The sequence below is a fragment of the Streptomyces sp. JH002 genome, assembly GCF_050916115.1.
Taxonomy (GTDB): domain Bacteria; phylum Actinomycetota; class Actinomycetes; order Streptomycetales; family Streptomycetaceae; genus Streptomyces; species Streptomyces xiamenensis.
In genome coordinates, this window is the sequence record NZ_CP087989.1 from 5,008,000 (window position 1) to 5,025,973 (window position 17,974).

The window sequence follows — 17,974 nt, forward strand, 5'->3', positions numbered from 1 at the left end:
GTCGCACATAGACACAAGAGAACAACGCCGAAAAGCCCGGCGGGCAGCCCCATCAGGGACTGCCCGCCGGTGCGTTCCGCGCCTGCGTGCGGTACGGCTCACACGTCGAAGTTGAGTTGCTAAACGACTGTGACCAGCACGGATGCCACGCAGTTGCGGTGGGCCGGTGCACAACGGGTGTAGATGAATTCGTGGTCGTTTGTGTCGCGTCTATGCACGACCTTCCGCACCTCTGCGCCTGCAGCCCGGTGTATGCCCTCTCCCAGCCGGTGTCCATCGCACACCTTCCTGGACGGACGTACCAGGCACGATGTCGCCGATGGACTCGACTCACCTCTGCTGTTGATGGTCCGGAACTGGGACGCCCAAGCGGTGTGAGGCTGGCCAGTTTCAGTCGTGGGCGCTCCTGAAAGCAGGCGGGCTGTCAGAGGACGCGCCTAGCCTGATGCTGCGAGTCGATTTCAACTCAGGGACGTGATATGCCGTTCGACGGTGGCCGGGTTGCTGCTCGGGGCTTTCAGTATCAGTACCTCCGCACGGTCGAAGCGCTGCTGGCCAGCGTCGCTGACGGAGAGGTCGCTGCTTGCCGGATTGAAGGTCCTGCTGACGCGGTGTCGTTGCAGCATGCGGATTCGGTCGACTTCGACCTCGTGGACACTGGTGGCCATTCACTGATGGCCGTACAGGTCAAGAGCGCTAGCACGACACGAGTGATGCCAGCGCGAGAGGCCGTGTCGGTGCTGGTACACCTGGTGACCGGGTTCGAAGCTCGAGAGTACCGATTGATCACATCGGCCACTCCGGACGAGAGCTGTCAGCGGCTGGCTGAGATCCTTCGACGTCACGGCGATAACGTGGCGACGCTGCAAGCGGAATTCAAGAAGCTGCTGGCACGAGCGCCGAAGGTGTGGGGTCTCTGCGAGGCACTGTCACCTCAGCAGTGGCAACGTGTCGGGCGGGCTGCGATCGAGTTTGACGCGCGGTCTGACGTGCAACTGCGTGAGGACCTCAACAGAGCTTTGCGTCGCCAGCGGGGGCAGACGAGGCGTGGGCTGTCTCACCGGTCCGGCGGGCTGGTGCTGGGATACCTGGTCGCCGAGGTCATGCGCCGGGCAGCTGACCCTGGTCTGGCACGCTGGGAGGTAGCCGACTTCCGACAGCGTGCGCTCGTGAGCGATGCGGAGTTGCTCGCAGCTGTGGGGCGACAAGATTTCGGTCTCATCTACGGTCAGATGCCGGTCGTTCCTGAGGTGGAGCGATCGGAGCTAGTGGATCGTGTCACTGAGGTCCTCAGCGGGCCCGATGTCGGCAGCGAAGGAATCGTGGTCTGCGTCATCACCGGCTTGTCAGGGTTGGGCAAGTCAAGTTTGGCAGCGGCGCATATCGCTGATCAGGCGTTCCGTTACGACGCGATCTTCTGGGTGGATTCAGAAACCGAAGAGTCTTTGATCGCTTCATTCGCCCGCGTCCTGGCGCACCTGACTGGCTCAAGTAAGCCAACAGAGGTCGCAGATCCGCGGCTGCTGCGGGAGACCGTGCATGCGGAGCTGCAGGCTCTACCGGGTCCGTGGCTGATGGTGTTCGACGACGCCGGTCTGCGGACTGCTGGCGCATGGCTGCCGAGGCATGGCCGAGGCCATGTCATCGTGACCACCCTGGGCGGGAACTGGCGCAATGCGCAGGGGCATATTGAATTGGGCCCGATGAGCGGTGATGAAGCCATGCAACTGCTGAGGCTCCGTTTGGCCTTAAGTGAGCAGGAGGCCGCAGATCACCAAGCATCATTGTCGCAGTTGGCACACACTCTGGAGTACTGGCCTCTGGCGATCGAGGTGGCTTGTGGCTACCTGGTCAGCTGCGAAATCCATGTAAGTCGGCTCACCGCCTACTCGGATACGCTTCTCAGTCGCGCTGCGGACGACGAGGATTCGGTACCGACCGGTTATCCCCGAACTCTGGCAGCGGCCGTCGCATTGAGCGTTGATCGATTGATCCACGGAGCACGGGCCAAAAACCTCTTGCATGAGACGTTGACTACCTTGGCGACCTTGTGTTGGCTCGGACCCCGCCGGGCACCAGTGCATCTCGCCTTGGCGGGCGCCTTCGCCACATCGGAAGATGTGCCGGCGGCACCGGGGTGGGTAATTTTCGACGAGGCGTACGTTCCTGTCCGGGAAGTTATTCGCGAGCTGCTCAATGTCTCCCTCGTTCGGTACGATGAGCCACTGCCGGCACGCGCCGAATTCTTTCCCGGTAGCGAGGACACCGTTTCGATGAATGCGGTCTTGCAGCTGATATTGGCGCAGCATTTGCAGCTGTCGGAAACTGCCGATGTCGGGTTGCCGATCGTGGCATTCCATACTGACCGCTGGCTCCGTGGGGCCATTCACACTGGACAGGCAGAAAGGGCCTGGGAACTCGCCCAGCATGCAACAGCACTTGTCGGACACATAAAGGCAGTCCCGGTGGCAGATTTGCATACATCGCTGCTAATGGGTAATCTCGCTGGTTTCCATCATGCTCACGGCCAGTACGATGCGGCGCAGAACCTGCTAGAGCTGGAGCTGGAATGGCTTCGCCGGGCTGGCGACCCCGATAGAAGCTTGACAGCCCAAGCCCACGCCCTTCTAGCACACATCGCTCAGCTACGTCAGCGTCCGGATACCCCCGACCAGATCACCGCCCATCTGCGCCCATTGCTCAATTATCTCCAACAGTTCAACGGCCCGTCCTCCCCAAAAGTTTCCGAGCTCGCCATCGAGGCATCGCTGATCCTGCAGACTCAGATGCGTATCGAACGGAACAGTGCTCTCGCGGAGCTGTTGCAAGCCTTCCAGGCAGTAGCCGATTCACTGCCGCCTACAGGTATTTCGCACGCCGTCAAGGATCTCAGGGACATCCAGGAGCTGTTGAGCAGCGGCGCTGCCGACCGTGCGGAGCAGGCCGTTTCTGCCGCACTGGCTCAAAGCCCGCACCCTTGGTCCCCCACCACTGCCGATTTGAAACGTCTTCTCATTGAGGCTTTCGTCATGCAGGAAAGGTGGGAAGAGGCTGATGTTGCTCTCACTGATTTCCTCCCCTACGCCGGAGCTCGGACCTTGCACGGATTCGCTGTCCACCACCTCGTGCATAATGTCGGCTGCCAGAGTGCGTGGAAATGGGTGTTGACGGGTGAGCAGCGGGCCATTGATCTGTTGGGACGCTTGCTGGAAGAAACCAGCATCCTACAGAACCCAGCCTTGCAGACATCGACCGATCACGCGAGGTTTCTGCTGCTCCAGGTGGTGCACGGTAGCTGGCGGGCCGTGAGCGGGAACTCGTTTGACGGAGGCGTTGTGGAGCTGATGAGCCAGCTCAACGACAAGGTCTTTACCGATCCCCACGATCCTGCCAGCGTGTGGGAGCGTATCTACTTCGGTCTGCCATCGCGAATGTCGGCCGTGGCCGGAGAAGTGGTGCACCGCAGTTACCAGGAGGAAGGCGATGCCATCGCTGCTGACACCCGCGCTCTCATCCGAGATAGCCCCGAGCTAGCTGCCGCCTACGAGGCTGCTGATTGCCATGCAATCTTGACTGTCTCCTCTGATCCTGTGTACGGCTTTCTTGACGGCCGGTCGAACATTGATGTGTTGTTGCCAGAGGCATTGGAGTTCCTGCCGTCCGTAAGTCCAGTGGTGCTCTTGCAGCCCAGCAAGATGCTGGGCGCAACCTCGCTCGAATCCGGAAGAACCGTGGAGATGCAGGTCCAACGTGCTTGCGCCAAGGGGTTCCGGCGCCTTATCGGACCAGCCCCCATAATGCCGTCGCCCAAGGATCTATCCCTCACTCTGATTGGCACGGAGCTGGTGCTTGAACACGAGGACGGTACGATTTTGGCACGAGCCTCCACGAGGGCATCTGTACAGTGGCGCGCTGCAGCAGGCGCTGGCCGTGCTGCAAGGGTATATTTCGGCTACGGATTCGAGCTCCACGACCGCGCCGAGCACCGGCGGATCATGAATTCACCTGCTGCGGTCGCTCAAAAGGTTCGGGATTTTGGCGATAAAGGACTGCTCGCTGTGGCACTGGTTACCGTGCGCGTGAAGGCATCGCCTCGGTCACCAGGAAAAAATGACCGGACTGCAGCCGCTTTGCGCAACCAGCCTCGAAAAACGAGTCGCAGTCGACGAAGGAAGCCTCGCCGATGATGCGATCCCCCGAGCGCGCGTTGGCACCCGTCTGTTCGGCGGCTGTATGGAGTGAGGCAGACGAGTGGGTGAGACTTCTGAGTAAGAGACGTGGCCGCATCGAGGGGAGTCGAGGACAGCCGCCTGGGAAACAGAGCGGCCGTCCTCAACAGCGAAGCTGGCGCAGCGTCAGGGCTTGGGGTTCCCGGGTGTACACACGATGTACCTGAGGGTGGAAACCAGCCGCGAACAACGGAAGTAATGAACACTGTTTCCGCAGTTCACAGCAGGTTTCCAGTTCCCTCGGAGGTCGCCCGACCTCCTGATTTACACGTCGAAGTACAGCTCGAACTCGTGCGGGTGCGGGCGCTGGGCCATCGGCGCGATTTCCTTCTCGCGCTTGAAGTCCACCCAGGTCTCGATCAGGTCGGTGGTGAAGACGCCACCCGCCAGCAGGTAGTCGTTGTCCTCCTCCAGGGCCTCCAGCACGGCCGGCAGGGAGGTCGGGACCTGGGCCAGCTCCGCGTGCTCCTCGGGGGCCAGCTCGTACAGGTCCTTGTCGACCGGCTCCGGCGGCTCGATCTTGTTCTTGACGCCGTCCAGGCCCGCCAGCAGCAGGGCGGAGAAGGCCAGGTACGGGTTGGAGGACGGGTCCGGGGCGCGGAACTCCACGCGCTTGGCCTTCGGGTTGGAGCCCGTGATCGGGATGCGCATCGCGGCCGAGCGGTTGCGCTGCGAGTACACCATGTTGACGGGGGCCTCGAAGCCCGGCACCAGACGGTGGTACGAGTTCAGCGTCGGGTTGGTGAACGCCAGCAGCGACGGGGCGTGCTTGAGGATGCCGCCGATGTAGTAGCGGGCCATGTCGGACAGGCCCGCGTACCCCTGCTCGTCGTAGAAGAGCGGGGAGCCGCCCGTCCACAGCGACTGGTGGACGTGCATGCCGGAGCCGTTGTCACCGAAGATCGGCTTGGGCATGAAGGTGGCGGTCTTGCCGTTGCGCCAGGCGACGTTCTTGACGATGTACTTGAACAGCATCAGATCGTCGGCGGCGGCCAGCAGGGTGTTGTACTTGTAGTTGATCTCCGCCTGGCCCGCGGTGCCCACCTCGTGGTGCTGGCGCTCGACCTCGAGACCGGCGTTGATCAGCTCCAGGGTGATCTCCGCGCGCAGGTCGGCGAAGTGGTCGACCGGCGGGGCGGGGAAGTAGCCGCCCTTGTAGCGGACCTTGTAGCCGCGGTTGCCGCCCTCCTCGATGGCGCCGGTGTTCCAGGCGCCCGCCTCGGAGTCGATGTAGTAGTAGCCGGCGTTCGACTTGGTCTCGAAGCGCACGTCGTCGAAGACGTAGAACTCCGCCTCGGGCCCGAAGTACGCGGTGTCGGCGATGCCGGAGGAGGCCAGGTAGGCCTCGGCCTTCTTCGCCACGTTGCGCGGGTCGCGGCTGTACGCCTCGCCCGTGATCGGGTCCTGGATGAAGAAGTTGATGTTGACCGTCTTGTCCTTGCGGAACGGGTCGAGACGCGCGGTGGAGAGGTCAGGGACGAGCGCCATGTCGGACTCGTGGATGGCCTGGAAGCCGCGGATCGACGAGCCGTCGAACATCAGCTGCTCATCCGGGTCGAAAGCCTGGACCGGGAGCGTGACGTGCTGCATGATGCCCGGCAGATCGCAGAAGCGGACGTCGATGAATTTGACGTCGTTATCCGCAATGTACTTCTTGATCTCGTCGGCGTTCTGGAACATCCGATCGTCCTCCTTGCCCACCCATCGGGCGGGGAATGCGCAGCTCGGGTGCGGGCCCGGGGCACGGACCTGCCGGGGCCGACCCTAAGAACCGGCCATTTCTCGGGCATGACCCTCGTGTTTCGCCGATGTTAACCAGCCAACCGGAGCAGCCTCCGGCGACTGGCCGGTGTGGCGCCCGCGGCGGGAGCCGCCCGGCGACCGCCGGGCGGGCCGCGCTACCGTGGACGGGTGGACAAAGAGGCGGACAAAGAGCTCGACAATCGACAGGTCATCGGATCCTGGCTCTCCGGCCCCCGGGCCACCGCCGAGAGCATGGGGGTCGACTTCGGCTACCGGGGCGAGCGCTTCGGCCTCCCCGAGCACGGGCCGGGCTCCATCGCCTCGCTCGGCCGGCGGGTGGCGGCCATCTGTGTCGACTGGGCGCTGTGCGCCCTGATCGCATACGGTCTGCTCGCCGACGGCCCCAGCTCGCTGGGCAACTGGACCCTGCTGGTCTTCACCGTCACCGGCATCCTCACCGTCGGCACCCTGGGCTCCACCCCGGGCAAGCGGCTGCTGGGCCTGCGCGTCCTCCACCTCAGCGGGGAACGGCTGAGCTTCCCGCGCGCCGCCGCCCGTACGGTCCTGCTCGCGCTCGCCGTCCCGGCCCTGATCTGGGACCGCGACAGCCGCGGGCTGCACGACCGGCTCACCGAGGCCGTACAGCTCCGCGTCTGAGCCCACCGGGCCCCGACGCCGGCGGGCGCCCGGGACGACCGGGACGGCACCGCGGCACCGGAGGACGGACACAGCGGAAGGGCCCGGCGGTCGATCCCGCCGGGCCCTTCCGTGTGACGTCCACCCGTCATCCGTGACGGGTTCGCTCAGCGCCCCCTGCGCTGCTGCGGGCCGCCCTTCGGCAGCTTCATCCCCTTGGGCATCGGGCCCTTCGGCAGCGGCATGTTGCTCATCAGGTCGCCCATCGCGCGCAGCCGGTCGTTCACCTCGGTGACCCGGTGGCCCGGCAGCACCCGCGGGAACTTCATGACCTTGCTCCGCAGCTTCTTCAGCGGCACCTGGTCCTCGCCGGTGCCGACGAGCACGTCGTGCACCGGCACCTCCGAGACCACCCGGTTCATCCGGCGCTTCTCGGCGGCCATGAGCGTCTTCACCCGGTTCGGGTTGCCCTCGCCGACCAGCACCACGCCGCACTTGCCGACCGCCCGGTGCACCACGTCCTGATTGCGGTTGATCGCCACCGCCGGGGTGAAGACGAAGCCGCGCCGCAGGTTCTCCAGCACGGCGGCCGCCGCTCCCGGCTGCCCCTCCATCTGGCTGAAAGCCGCCCGCTCGGCCCGCCGCCCGAAGACGATGGCCGTGGTCAGCAAAGCGACCAGGAAGCCCAGGATGCCCAGATAGATCGGGTGACCGATCAGAAAGCCGATGCCAAGGATCACACCGAAGGTGCCCAGGCCGACTGCAGAGATGACCAGGCCGATCCACCGATCGACCCGCTTGGTCATCTTGTACGTCAGAGCGATCTGCTTGAGCCGCCCTGGGTTCTCGGAATCTTGTTCCTTGTCCTTCCGCGCCATGCCGGCAAGTTTACGGCCGTCCCGCCGACACCGGCGCCCAGGGCGGCTCAGACCGCCGGGGACGCCGCCTCGCGGTGCTCCAGCGCCTGCCGGTACAGCCGCCCCGCCCGGTACGACGAGCGCACCAGCGGGCCGGACATGACCCCCGCGTAGCCGATCTCCTCGGCCTCCTGCTGGAGCTCCACGAACTCCGCCGGCTTCACCCAGCGCTCCACGGGGTGGTGCCGCGGCGTGGGCCGCAGGTACTGGGTGATCGTGACCAGCTCGGTACCCGCGTCGTGCATCTGGCGCAGCGCGTCGCTGATCTCCTCGCGGGTCTCGCCCAGGCCCAGGATCAGGTTGGACTTGGTGACCAGACCCGCCTCGCGCGCCCGCCTGATCACTTCCAGTGACCGCTCGTAACGGAAGCCGGGCCGGATCCGCTTGAAGATCCTCGGCACCGTCTCCACGTTGTGCGCCAGCACCTCGGGCCGCGAGGAGAACACCTCGGCCAGCTGCTCGGGCACCGCGTTGAAGTCCGGGATCAGCAGCTCCACCCCGGTACCGGGGAGCAGCGTGTGGATCTGCCGGACCGTCTCCGCGTACAGCCAGGCCCCGCCGTCCTCCAGGTCGTCACGGGCGACCCCGGTGATGGTGGCGTACTTCAGCTCCATCTGCCGGACGGACTCGGCCACCCGGCGCGGCTCGTCCCGGTCGAGCTCGGCCGGCTTGCCGGTGTCGATCTGGCAGAAGTCGCAGCGCCGGGTGCACTGCTCCCCGCCGATCAGGAAGGTCGCCTCACGGTCCTCCCAGCATTCGAAGATGTTGGGACAGCCCGCCTCCTGGCAGACCGTGTGCAGCCCCTCCCGCTTCACCAGACCCAGCAGGTCCTTGTACTCAGGACCCATCGTGGCCTTGGTCTTGATCCACTCGGGCTTGCGTTCGATCGGGGTCTGGCTGTTCCGGACCTCAAGGCGCAGCATCTTACGACCGTCGGGCGCGACAGCGGACACGTCCGCCTCCCTACCACTTTTGATTCATCGGCGTATCTCAGCGTACGCCTGTGCTTATGAGGTCAGACCGCGCGGGGGAGGGGGACCGTGTCCTCCAGAACCGCCCGCAGATGCTTCTCCACCACGGGCAGCACCTCCGCCACCGGCACCCGCCGCCCCAGCTCCTGGGAGAGCGATGTCACACCCGCGTCCCGGATGCCGCACGGCACGATCCGGTCGTACGAGGTGTTGTCCGGGTCGCAGTTCAGCGAGAAGCCGTGCATCGTGACGCCCTTGGCCACCCGGATGCCGATCGCGCACAGCTTGCGGTCCTCGCCGCGCTGCCCCGCGTTCGACGGTGCGTACTGGGGGCCGGCCAGCCGGGGGTCGAACTCCTCGTCGTTCAGCCGCGGATCGAAGTCGAGCCGGAGCCCTCCGGTCACGGACGCCGGCGCGGGCACCGAGTCCCCCAGGACCCACACCCCGCTGCGGCCCTCCACCCGCGTGGTCTCCAGGCCGAACTCCGCACAGGTGCGGATCACCGCCTCCTCCAGCCGCCGCACGTGCGCGATCACGTCCACCGGGCGCGGCAGCTTCAGGATCGGATACCCCACCAGCTGCCCGGGGCCGTGCCAGGTGATCTTCCCGCCCCGGTCGATGTCGATGACCGGCGTGCCGTCCAGGGGCCGTTCACTGTCCTCGGTACGCCGCCCCGCCGTGTACACCGACTGGTGCTCCAGCAGCAGACAGGTGTCGGGAACCTCGTCGGCGAAGCGCGCGGTGTGCACCCGCCGCTGCTCCTGCCAGGCCGCGTGATACTCGACGGCTTCGTCCCCGAAGCCCAGATGGACAAAGCGCAGCTCACTCACTGCCGCTCACTCTCCCGGTGCAGAACCACGACGCGCGAAGCGTCCCGAACCACTGTACGGCCGTGCTCCGACAGGTAAGCGTGTGCCCCGGTCCTCACACATATGGATGAATCCTCCGCAGACGGGCCGATCAGGTGGGGAGAGACCGTTACATTCACGCCGTTCCAGCCGCACAGCCGTAAGGCAGGAGACCGCATCGCCGATGTCCACGGAACGACCCGGAGGGACCCCCTCCGTACCCCCACCCGCGCACGCCCCACGGGCCGTCGCGCCCGGCAGCACGCCGCCGCCGGCCCCGCCTCCCTCCGGGCAGCGCACCCCCAACCGGCAACTGGCCGCCCTGATCGCCGAAGCCGGCTTCTCGCACGCCGGTCTCGCCCGCCGGGTCGACCAGCTCGGCCTCGAACACGGGCTTGATCTGCGGTACGACAAGACCTCCGTCACCCGCTGGCTGCGCGGCCAGCGACCGCGCGGCACCACACCCGCGCTGATCGCCGAGGTCTTCACCCGCCGCCTCGGCCGCCGGCTCTCCGCCCAGGACCTCGGTCTGGAGGCCTGCGCGCCCGTGTACGCGGGGCTCGAGTTCGCCGCGACCCCGGCCGAGGCCGTCGACATCGTCGCCGGCCTGTGGCGCAAGGACTCCGGCAGCTACGCCGAGCTGCGCAAGATCGCCTTCACCCCGGCCGGGCTCGTGGTGCCCAGCCGCGACTGGCTCATCGGGCGCCCGGACGACCGGGTGGCGCGCGGCGACCCGCCGGACCCGGTGGGCGGCATCGCCGGACTGCCCAGCCTGGCCGGGCTCACCGCGCACCCCCGGGTGCCCGAACAGACCCGGCACCGCGCCGCCAGCGCCGTCGCCGCGAACCGCGCCGGGGCGGGAGGCGGCGCCGACCGCGTCGAACGCGGCCCCGGGCAGCGCGTCACCGGCGGCGACATCGCAGCTCTGCGGTCGGTCGCCGAACTGTTCCGCGCGCTCGACAACGCCTACGGCGGCGGCCACGCCCGGCAGGCGCTGGTGCGGTACCTGGAACACGAGCTGGAGCCGATGCTGCGCGGCACCTACGGGGAGCAGACCGGCCGCCGGCTGTTCTCCGCCGCCGCCGACCTGACCCGGCTGGCCGGCTGGACGGCGTACGACATCGCCGCCCACGGCCTCGCCCAGCGGTACTTCGTCCAGGCGCTGCGGCTGGCCCAGGCCGCCGGGGACCGCTCGTACGGCAGCTATGTCCTGGTGTCGATGAGCCGGCAGGCCGTCTACCTGGGGCACGGTCGGGAAGCGGTGCAGCTGGCGCGGGTCGCCCAGCAGGGCATGGCCAGCTCCGTACCGCCGGCCGTCCAGGCGCTGCTGCACGCGGTCGAGGCGCGCGGGCACGGACTGCTGGGGGAGGTGCGGGCCTGCTCGGCGGCGCTCGCCAGGGCGGAGCGCGCCCTGGAGGCGGCCAGGCCGGGGGAGGAGGTGCCCACCTGGGCGCGGTTCTTCGACGAGGCGCAGCTGGCGGACGAGTTCGCGCACTGTCACCGCGACCTCCAGCAGTACCGGACCTCGGCGCGCTACGCGGAACGCTCCCTGCAACTGCGGGCCAACGGCTACGCGCGCAGCCGGCTGTTCTGCCGGGTGGTGCTGGCCACGGCGAAACTGGGCCTGGGCGACGTGGACCACGCGTGCGCCCTGGCGGTCGAGTCCGCCCAGCAGGCGACCGACATGCGCTCGGCGCGGGCGCACGAGTACCTCCAGGACTTCGAACGGCGCCTGGACCCCTACCGCGACTCGCTCGCGGTGCGGGGCTACCGGGAGAAGGTGGCCGCCCTGACCTGACACGGACGGTGCGGGCGACCCGGTCCCGGGGCGCGCGGCACAACGGGCGCGCGCCGGGTGGTTCCGGCCCCGTGCAGGGGTCGGAACCACCCGGCGCGACCCGCACCACCGGCGTGCGGGCGGGGCCGTGCCCCTGCCCGCGTCCCCGGCGTCAGGCCGCGGCGCTGGTGTTCGGCTCGCTCAGCACCGGCCGTCCGAAGTCCTCCAGCAGGGCGGCGACCGCCGTCCGCGCCGTGTCCGGATCGTCCGCCCCGCGGTGGTCGCCGCAGATGTACAGGCCATCCAGCAGCCGGGTGCGGCGCGGTCCCGCGTACGGGGGCGGGTTCAGCGGTACGGCCTGCGGATCGTGGTGCGCGGCCAGCAGCCGCCACTCATGGGCCGGGGTCCCGTACAGCGCCGTCAGCTGGCGGCGGGCCGCCTTGTCCAGGATCTCGGCCGGTTCGCCCGCCGCGTGCCCCAGCACCACCGAGGTGACCAGCGCCGCGCCCTCCGGCGCCCGGGAGGGGTCGGCGGCCGAGGCGACCAGCGAGTAGCTGAGAGGCCCGCGCTCGGGCACCGCGTCGACGAGCAGCGCCGGACCGGTCTGCGGCCCCGGTCCCGGGACGGCGTGGTGCAGCACCGTCACCGGCCGGAACCGCGGCACCCGCAGCCCCGGCAGCAGCCGCGCGGCCTCCCGCGCCCCGGTGGCCACCACGACGGCCCGGCAGCGTACGGTCCCGTGCCGTTCCGTCTCCACCCGGGAGGTGGACACGGCGGTGACGCGTACCCCGGTGCGGACGGCGTCCTCCGGCAGTCCGTCCGCCAGGCCGCGCGCGAGCGCGCCGGAGCCGCCCGCCGCCAGTGCCAGGCCCTCACGGGCGAAGGACCGCAGCGTCAGATCGCTCAGCCGGCTGGAGGTGGAGAGCTGCGGGTCATGGAGCAGCGCCGAGAGCAGCGGACGCAGAAAGCCTTCCGCGATCCGCGCCGGTATGCCCCGCGCGGCCAGCGCGTCCGCCGCCGGCAGCTCCGGCCGGGCCGCCAGCCGCTCGTCGGGAAGCTGCCCGAGCCGGGCGAGGTTGGCCCGCAGCCACGAGTGGTCGAACGCGGTGATGAACGAACGGCTCTGCCGCGCCCGGCCGTCGTCCGCGGCCACGTCCGCCGCCGTGGTGGTGCCGCCGCCCTGCACCTCGCCCACCCGGTGCACCTCACCCCCCGCCCCGTGCAGCAGCGCGCCCCCCGTCAGCCGGCACACCGCCTCCTCCGGCAGGCCCGGGGCCGTCAGCCGGCTGCTCCGGTCGAGGAGGAAGCCGTCCCGGGAGGCGGTGGCCATCCGGCCCCCGATCCGGTCGGCCGCCTCCAGGACCGTCACCGTCAGCCCGGCGTCCCGCACTCTGCGGGCGGCGGCGAGACCCGCCGTACCTGCCCCGATGACGACGACGTCGGAATCCACTGCTTGCGTTCGGCTGCTCAGCACGGGCCCTCCCATGAGGCGGTCGGCGCTTGCCGGACGGGCCATGGGTGGGCCCGCCCGCAGGGGCTGCTGCCCATTCGCGGCACGGGCAACGCCGCCCGGACCGACGCTGACCCTCTCACGACGGCCGGAATGCGGCAGAGCGCACGCACCGGGCACAGGCGCACGCAGGTCGCACTATGTGCCTCGGTACACCGCCGAACGCCGGTACATCAGCTTTCGGTGGCGAGCGCGGCCCGTACCGCGTCCTCCACGGTGGGGTGCGTGAAGGTGAAGCCGGCCTCCAGCAGCCGGCGCGGCAACACCCGCTGGCTGCCCAGCACATCCTCCGAGAACTGGCCGAGCGCCACCCGCAGCAGCGGCGCCGGAGCCGTGAACACGGTGGGCCGGTGCAGCACTTCGCCCATGACCCGGGTCGCCTCGCGGTTGGTGACCGGGTGCGGCCCGGTCAGGTTCACCGGCCCGGACAGGCCCGGCTCCTCGGCCAGCAGGAAGCGCAGCGCCGCGATGTGGTCGGCCAGCGAGATCGCGCTCCAGAACTGGTTGCCGTCCCCGAGACGTCCGCCCAGACCCGCCCGGAACAGCGGGAAGAGCCTGCCCCACGCCCCGCCCGAGCGTGCCACCACCAGGCCGGTGCGCGCGTACACCGTACGGACCCCGGCCTCGGCCGCCGGCACGGCCGCCGCCTCCCACTCGCGGCAGACGTCCGCCAGGAAGCCGGTGCCGGCCGGGGCGTCCTCGTCCACCGGATCGGTGCCGGTGTCCCCGTACCAGCCGATCGCGCTGCCGCACACCAGCGTCCGGGGCCGGTCCGCCTCGGGCAGCGAGGCGATGGCGGCGGCGATCGCGGCGGTGCCCAGGACACGGCTGTCCCGGATCTCCTGCTTGTAGCGGGCGGTCCAGCGGTGGTCGCCGACCCCGGCCCCGGCCAGGTGCACCACGGCCTCGCAGCCGGCGATGGAGGCGGCGGTGCTCTCCTGCTGCCGGCCGCTGGGGTCCCACCACCGCTCGTCCGCCGCGCCGGGCGGGCGGCGCACCAGCCGTACGACGTCGGTGCCGTCCGCGCGCAGGGCGGAGGTGAGGGCGGTGCCGATCAGACCGGAGGAGCCGGTGACGGCGATACGGGGGCGGGGGGTGGCGGCGGGTCGCTGTGATCGCTTGGGCATGGCGGCCATGCTAAGCGCGGAAGCGGGCCCACAATCGGGGGTAGGCCGTGGCCAGCACGCCGGAGTCCTCGAAATCCACCGGTGAGCCCTCGGGTTCCTCCGGTGGTTCCTCGAAGCCGAGTTCGGGCAGTTCGACGCCGGTCAGCCGCTCGTAGGCGTCGTACGCCGCGTAGCCGACCTCCTCCGCCTCGCCGTCCTGTTCGGGGTCGAAGTCCTGGGGGAGCAGTTCGGCGAGCGCGTCGGGATCGTGCAGCGCGCCCTCGAAGGCGTGCCGGCCCTGGGCGATCAGCCAGCAGCGGAAGTTCTCGAAGCAGTCGTCGCTGGCGCCGTCCAGGATCACCCAGGCGGCACCCCACAGGTCCGAGCGGTAGGCGCGGTTGAAGCGGGCCTCGAAGTGGCGGGCGAAGTCGGTGACGGATTCCGGATCGAGATCGCTCAGGCGTTCGACGATGAGGTCGGCGGTCACCACCGGGTCGCCCTCCGCCCCTTCCCGGGCGGCGTCGACGATCTCCCAGAAATCCGTTTCGTCCATCACGGGACAAGGATCCGCCGCCCGGTCGCGACACGCATCCCGAGACCACCGGAAAGTACGACAGAGGATGTCGGGTTTCGCTGTCAGGGTGACTCCGTACGCACGCGAGGCGGCGTACGCGGCACGACACACGCAGCACGGAACACGACACACGCAGCACGACGCACGACGCACGACGCACGACGCACGGAACGGAAGGACACACGTGTCAGACCTGGAAACACGGACCGCACCCCTCGCCGGGAAGATCGCCCTGGTCGCCGGAGCCACCCGGGGCGCCGGCCGGGCGATGGCCGTCGAACTCGGCCGGGCGGGCGCCACCGTCTACGCCACCGGCCGCACCACCCGGGTCGCGGTCAGTGAGGTCGGCCGGGCCACCGAGACCATCGAGGAGACCGCGGAACTCATCACGGCGGCCGGCGCGGACAGCGGCAGCGGCGGTACGGGCATCGCCGTACCCACCGACCACCTGGAACCCGAGCGGGTGGCCGCCCTCACCGGGCGCATCGACCGCGAGCAGGGCCGGCTGGACATCCTGGTGAACGACGTCTGGGGCGGCGACCACCTCCTGGACGTCCACGCCACCCCCCCGATGTGGGAGATCGGCCTGGAGCAGGGCCTGCGGATGCTCCGGCTGGGCGTGGAGAGCCACATCATCACCAGTCACTACGCGCTCCCGCTGCTGTCCCGCAACCGGGGCGGCCTGGTGATCGAGGTGACGGACGGCACGGCGGAGTCCAACCGCGACTACCGGCTGAACTTCTTCTACGACCTCGCCAAGAACGCCCCCATCCGGATGGCGCACAACCTCGGCGAGGACCTGAAGAAGTACGGCTGCACCGCCGTCTGTGTCACCCCCGGCTTCCTGCGCTCCGAGACGATGCTCGACACCCACCTCAAGGTCACCGAGGAGAACTGGCGCGAGGGCATCGAGCGGGAACCGGCCTTCGCCATCGCCGAATCGCCCACCTACATCGGCCGCGGCATCGCCGCGCTGGCCGCCGACCCCGAGCGGGCGCGCTGGAACGGCGCCTCGCTGAGCAGCGGAGATCTGGCCAAGGAGTACGGGGTCACCGACATTGACGGCTCCCAGCCGGACGCCTGGCCGTTCATCAAGGCCCTGGCGGAAGGGAAGCAGCCGGACGCGGCCGACTACCGCTGACCCTCATCGGGCCAGGGCCGAGGCCAGGGGCAGCAGGGAGCCGGTGAGCGGGCTCCCCGGCCGGTACGCCACGCACATGACGTCCCGGTCACCGATGTCCCAGGTGGCGGCGGTCGGCAGGACGGGATAGAAGTCCAGGCCGGCCGCCGCCTCGCCGGGCCAGTACGTACGGAACCCACGGCCGCAGCTCTCCCGGGCGAACGCCGCCACCCGTTCCCGGTCGAAGGCGCCGTCCGGGGCGGCCACGAAGCCGTACACCTGGTTGGCGGCGCCCTCCTCGTCGCACGGCACGTAGCGCACCATGACCTCGCCCGCCACCGGGGAGCGGGCGGGGTCGGTGAAGCACTCGCCGCCCTCGATGGCGAGGACGCCGCCGCTCTCGGCGGTCAGGAACGTATCGCCCTTGCGGTCCGGCGCGGCGGGCCCCGGGGCGGGGGCGGCGTCGGCGGCGGGCAGCAGTGCCACGGCCGCCAGCGCCAGCGCGCCGCAGAACACCGGGGCCGCCCCGCGTCCGGGTCTGGCTGCCATCCACCCGCTCCTCGTACCTCGTCCGTGTCCGACCGGCCGGAAACTATCGCGTTCCGGGGACACTTCGGCGAACGGACGGCAAACGGTCAAAGGCCGCACGGCGCCCGGAACCCCACCACCCATGAGATGGCGCAGAGTTCACTCCGTGGCAAGACGGCAACAGGGGATTGTTCGGCTGATCCTGGCTGAATCCACACGCCTTGGGCACCAGGCCCGAGGAGGACACACCGAACTCGCCCGTGAAGGGTTCCTCATTCCGTGACTGCCAACACCGCACGCTGGACCATGGCGTCCACGCGTACCAAGGTCGCCGTGCTCGGCGGCGCCACGCTGCTCGCCAGCGGCGTGCTCGCCGGCCCGCTGGCCTTCGGTGACTCTCCGACCGACCCCACGCCCCACCCGGCGGCGGAGATCCACAAGCCCTCCCCGATGCCCGACCGCGTCATGCTGACGCCCACCACCACCCCGGCGACCAGCCAGAACGTCACCTGGCGGGCGGAGGCTCCGACCGGTTCTTCCCAGGCCCAGATCCTCAAGGCCCCGCGCGGCCTGGGCGATGTGAAGCCCGCCGCCGGTGAGGTCACCACGGTGCAGGCCGGCCCCGCCACCCCGGTCAACACCAACCTGGGCTACGCCTCCACGTACCACACCGTCTCCTTCTCCGGCCTGGAGCCGGACACCCGCTACACCTACCGCGTCGGGGACGGCGTCAACTGGAGCGAGTGGACCGACTTCACCACCGCGGCCGAGGGCCTGGAGCCGTTCTCCTTCATCTACTACGGCGACGCCCAGAACTACATCGATTCGGCCGTTCCCCGGGTCTTCCGCCAGGCGTTCGCCGACCGGCCCGAGGCGAAGATGATCGTCAACGCCGGTGACCTCATCAACTCCCCCAACTCGGAGGAGGAGTGGGGGCAGTGGTACCAGGCCGGCGGCTTCATCGACGGCCAGGTCAACAACTTCTCCGTCACCGGCAACCACGAGTACAGCAGCGGCCAGCTGTCCGCCTTCTGGCGCCCGCAGTTCCCCTACCCCGACAACGGCCCGGGCAACGAGGAACTCAAGCAGACCGTCTACACGGTGGACTACCAGGGCGTGCGCTTCATCGGCCTGGACTCCAACTTCCAGGGCAGCGCCGAGCTGATGGCCGCGCAGACCGCGTGGCTGGAAGGGCTGCTCAGCGACAACCCCAACAAGTGGACGGTGGTCACCTTCCACCACCCCGTCTACGCCATGACCGGCACCCGCAACAACGTCAACGTGCGCAACCAGTGGGGCCCGCTCTTCGAGGAGTACGGCGTGGACCTGGTGCTCCAGGGCCACGACCACGCCTACGGGCGCGGCAACCAGGTCGCCAACCGCGACTCGGTCACCGTCCACAACGGCGTCACGTACGCGGTCTCCGTCTCCGGGGGCAAGATGTACGACCTCAACAACGGTGCCAACTGGACCGACAACGGCGCCGAACTCATACGCCAGGGCGAGAACGCGCAGCTCTACCAGATGATCGACGTCACCGGGGACACCATCCGGTACGAGTCGCGGTTCGCCAACGGCGAGCACAACGACGGCTTCCTCATCCGCAAGAACGCGGACGGCGAGCGCACCGTCAACGAGATCCGCACCGAGGAGAACACCACCGGCGAGCAGGTCACCGTCGACCGGACCACCGCCCGCAAGGGCGACAAGGTCCAGGTGTCGGCGTTCGGCTACGACCCGCGGGAGCGCGTCGAGATCCGGCTGCGGACGGTGGACGGCAAGGACAAGGAGCGGGTCATCGCCACGGTCGAGGCCGATGAGATCGGCCGCCTGTCGTACTCCCTGAAGCTGCCGAGCTGGGTGAAGAAGGACACCTCCTACGAGGTCTACCTCACCAGCGAGAACCAGCGGATCGACAGCCCGTCGATCGCCATCACCAAGTAGCGCCGCCGGTACGGGCCGTGGGGGCACGACAGCCCCCGCGACCCGTACCGCGTCCACCCCGGGAGACCGAC

Annotated in this window: 13 protein-coding genes; 5 read left to right on the top strand and 8 right to left on the bottom strand. The window is 69.0% G+C overall.

Going from position 1 to position 17,974, the window contains the following annotated elements:
• The first annotated feature begins 479 nt into the window (after positions 1–479).
• A complete protein-coding gene (locus tag H7827_RS23020) occupies positions 480–4,187 on the top strand; it encodes an NB-ARC domain-containing protein (RefSeq protein WP_432747206.1) in 3,708 nt (1,235 codons plus the stop codon).
• Positions 4,188–4,493: 306 nt separating this feature from the next.
• On the opposite strand, the gene glnA is transcribed toward H7827_RS23020, so the two are convergent.
• Entirely contained in the window at positions 4,494–5,909 is a 1,416-nt protein-coding gene (gene glnA, locus H7827_RS23025) for a type I glutamate--ammonia ligase (protein ID WP_030734642.1), read from the bottom strand.
• A gap of 315 nt (positions 5,910–6,224) precedes the next feature.
• Here glnA and H7827_RS23030 point away from each other — a divergent pair, with 315 nt between their 5' ends.
• A complete protein-coding gene (locus tag H7827_RS23030) occupies positions 6,225–6,629 on the top strand; it encodes an RDD family protein (RefSeq protein ID WP_386538096.1) in 405 nt (134 codons plus the stop codon).
• 146 nt (positions 6,630–6,775) lie between these two features.
• Here H7827_RS23030 and H7827_RS23035 read toward each other — a convergent pair whose 3' ends face one another.
• The 3 genes from H7827_RS23035 to lipB form a co-directional block, all read right to left on the bottom strand.
• The gene (locus H7827_RS23035; RefSeq protein WP_386538085.1) at positions 6,776–7,486 is read right to left on the bottom strand and encodes a DUF4191 domain-containing protein; all 711 of its coding nucleotides are present in this window, start codon (positions 7,484–7,486) and stop codon (positions 6,776–6,778) included.
• Between the two features lie 47 nt (positions 7,487–7,533).
• Complete coding sequence (gene lipA / locus H7827_RS23040) at positions 7,534–8,478, bottom strand: lipoyl synthase (protein WP_432747207.1); 945 nt, start codon at positions 8,476–8,478, stop codon at positions 7,534–7,536.
• 62 nt (positions 8,479–8,540) lie between these two features.
• A complete protein-coding gene (gene lipB / locus H7827_RS23045; protein WP_030734628.1) occupies positions 8,541–9,326 on the bottom strand; it encodes a lipoyl(octanoyl) transferase LipB in 786 nt (261 codons plus the stop codon).
• Positions 9,327–9,528: 202 nt separating this feature from the next.
• Between lipB and H7827_RS23050 the strand changes: the two genes are divergently transcribed.
• Positions 9,529–11,142, top strand: coding sequence for a regulator (locus H7827_RS23050; RefSeq protein ID WP_234389973.1), 1,614 nt, complete (start codon positions 9,529–9,531; stop codon positions 11,140–11,142).
• Between the two features lie 151 nt (positions 11,143–11,293).
• On the opposite strand, the gene H7827_RS23055 is transcribed toward H7827_RS23050, so the two are convergent.
• The 3 genes from H7827_RS23055 to H7827_RS23065 form a co-directional block, all read right to left on the bottom strand.
• Positions 11,294–12,595, bottom strand: a complete 1,302-nt coding sequence (locus tag H7827_RS23055; protein WP_432747208.1) for an FAD-dependent oxidoreductase — start codon at positions 12,593–12,595, stop codon at positions 11,294–11,296.
• Positions 12,596–12,804: 209 nt separating this feature from the next.
• On the bottom strand, positions 12,805–13,767 hold the full coding sequence (locus tag H7827_RS23060) for a TIGR01777 family oxidoreductase (RefSeq protein ID WP_432747209.1): 963 nt from the start codon (positions 13,765–13,767) through the stop codon (positions 12,805–12,807).
• 1 nt (position 13,768) lies between these two features.
• Positions 13,769–14,290, bottom strand: a complete 522-nt coding sequence (locus H7827_RS23065; protein ID WP_432747210.1) for a DUF4240 domain-containing protein — start codon at positions 14,288–14,290, stop codon at positions 13,769–13,771.
• A 214-nt stretch (positions 14,291–14,504) separates the two neighbouring features.
• Here H7827_RS23065 and H7827_RS23070 point away from each other — a divergent pair, with 214 nt between their 5' ends.
• Positions 14,505–15,452 carry an SDR family oxidoreductase gene (locus tag H7827_RS23070; RefSeq protein WP_432748040.1) on the top strand — a complete coding sequence of 316 codons (948 nt, stop codon included), beginning with the start codon at positions 14,505–14,507 and terminating at the stop codon, positions 15,450–15,452.
• Positions 15,453–15,455: 3 nt separating this feature from the next.
• Here H7827_RS23070 and H7827_RS23075 read toward each other — a convergent pair whose 3' ends face one another.
• Positions 15,456–15,980, bottom strand: coding sequence for a hypothetical protein (locus tag H7827_RS23075; RefSeq protein ID WP_432747211.1), 525 nt, complete (start codon positions 15,978–15,980; stop codon positions 15,456–15,458).
• Between the two features lie 258 nt (positions 15,981–16,238).
• On the opposite strand from H7827_RS23075, the gene H7827_RS23080 reads away from it, so the two are divergent.
• Positions 16,239–17,903, top strand: a complete 1,665-nt coding sequence (locus H7827_RS23080) for a fibronectin type III domain-containing protein (RefSeq protein ID WP_432747212.1) — start codon at positions 16,239–16,241, stop codon at positions 17,901–17,903.
• Positions 17,904–17,974: the final 71 nt, after the last annotated feature.

Excerpts from the sequence above, each read along its gene's own strand:
- H7827_RS23020 (WP_432747206.1), top strand. The coding sequence starts at position 480 with ATGCCGTTCGACGGTGGCCGGGTTGCTGCTCGGGGCTTTCAGTATCAG.
- glnA (WP_030734642.1), bottom strand. The coding sequence starts at position 5,909 with ATGTTCCAGAACGCCGACGAGATCAAGAAGTACATTGCGGATAACGAC.
- H7827_RS23030 (WP_386538096.1), top strand. The coding sequence starts at position 6,225 with ATGGGGGTCGACTTCGGCTACCGGGGCGAGCGCTTCGGCCTCCCCGAG.
- H7827_RS23035 (WP_386538085.1), bottom strand. The coding sequence starts at position 7,486 with ATGGCGCGGAAGGACAAGGAACAAGATTCCGAGAACCCAGGGCGGCTC.
- H7827_RS23050 (WP_234389973.1), top strand. The coding sequence starts at position 9,529 with ATGTCCACGGAACGACCCGGAGGGACCCCCTCCGTACCCCCACCCGCG.
- H7827_RS23060 (WP_432747209.1), bottom strand. The coding sequence starts at position 13,767 with ATGGCCGCCATGCCCAAGCGATCACAGCGACCCGCCGCCACCCCCCGC.
- H7827_RS23065 (WP_432747210.1), bottom strand. The coding sequence starts at position 14,290 with ATGGACGAAACGGATTTCTGGGAGATCGTCGACGCCGCCCGGGAAGGG.
- H7827_RS23075 (WP_432747211.1), bottom strand. The coding sequence starts at position 15,980 with ATGGCAGCCAGACCCGGACGCGGGGCGGCCCCGGTGTTCTGCGGCGCG.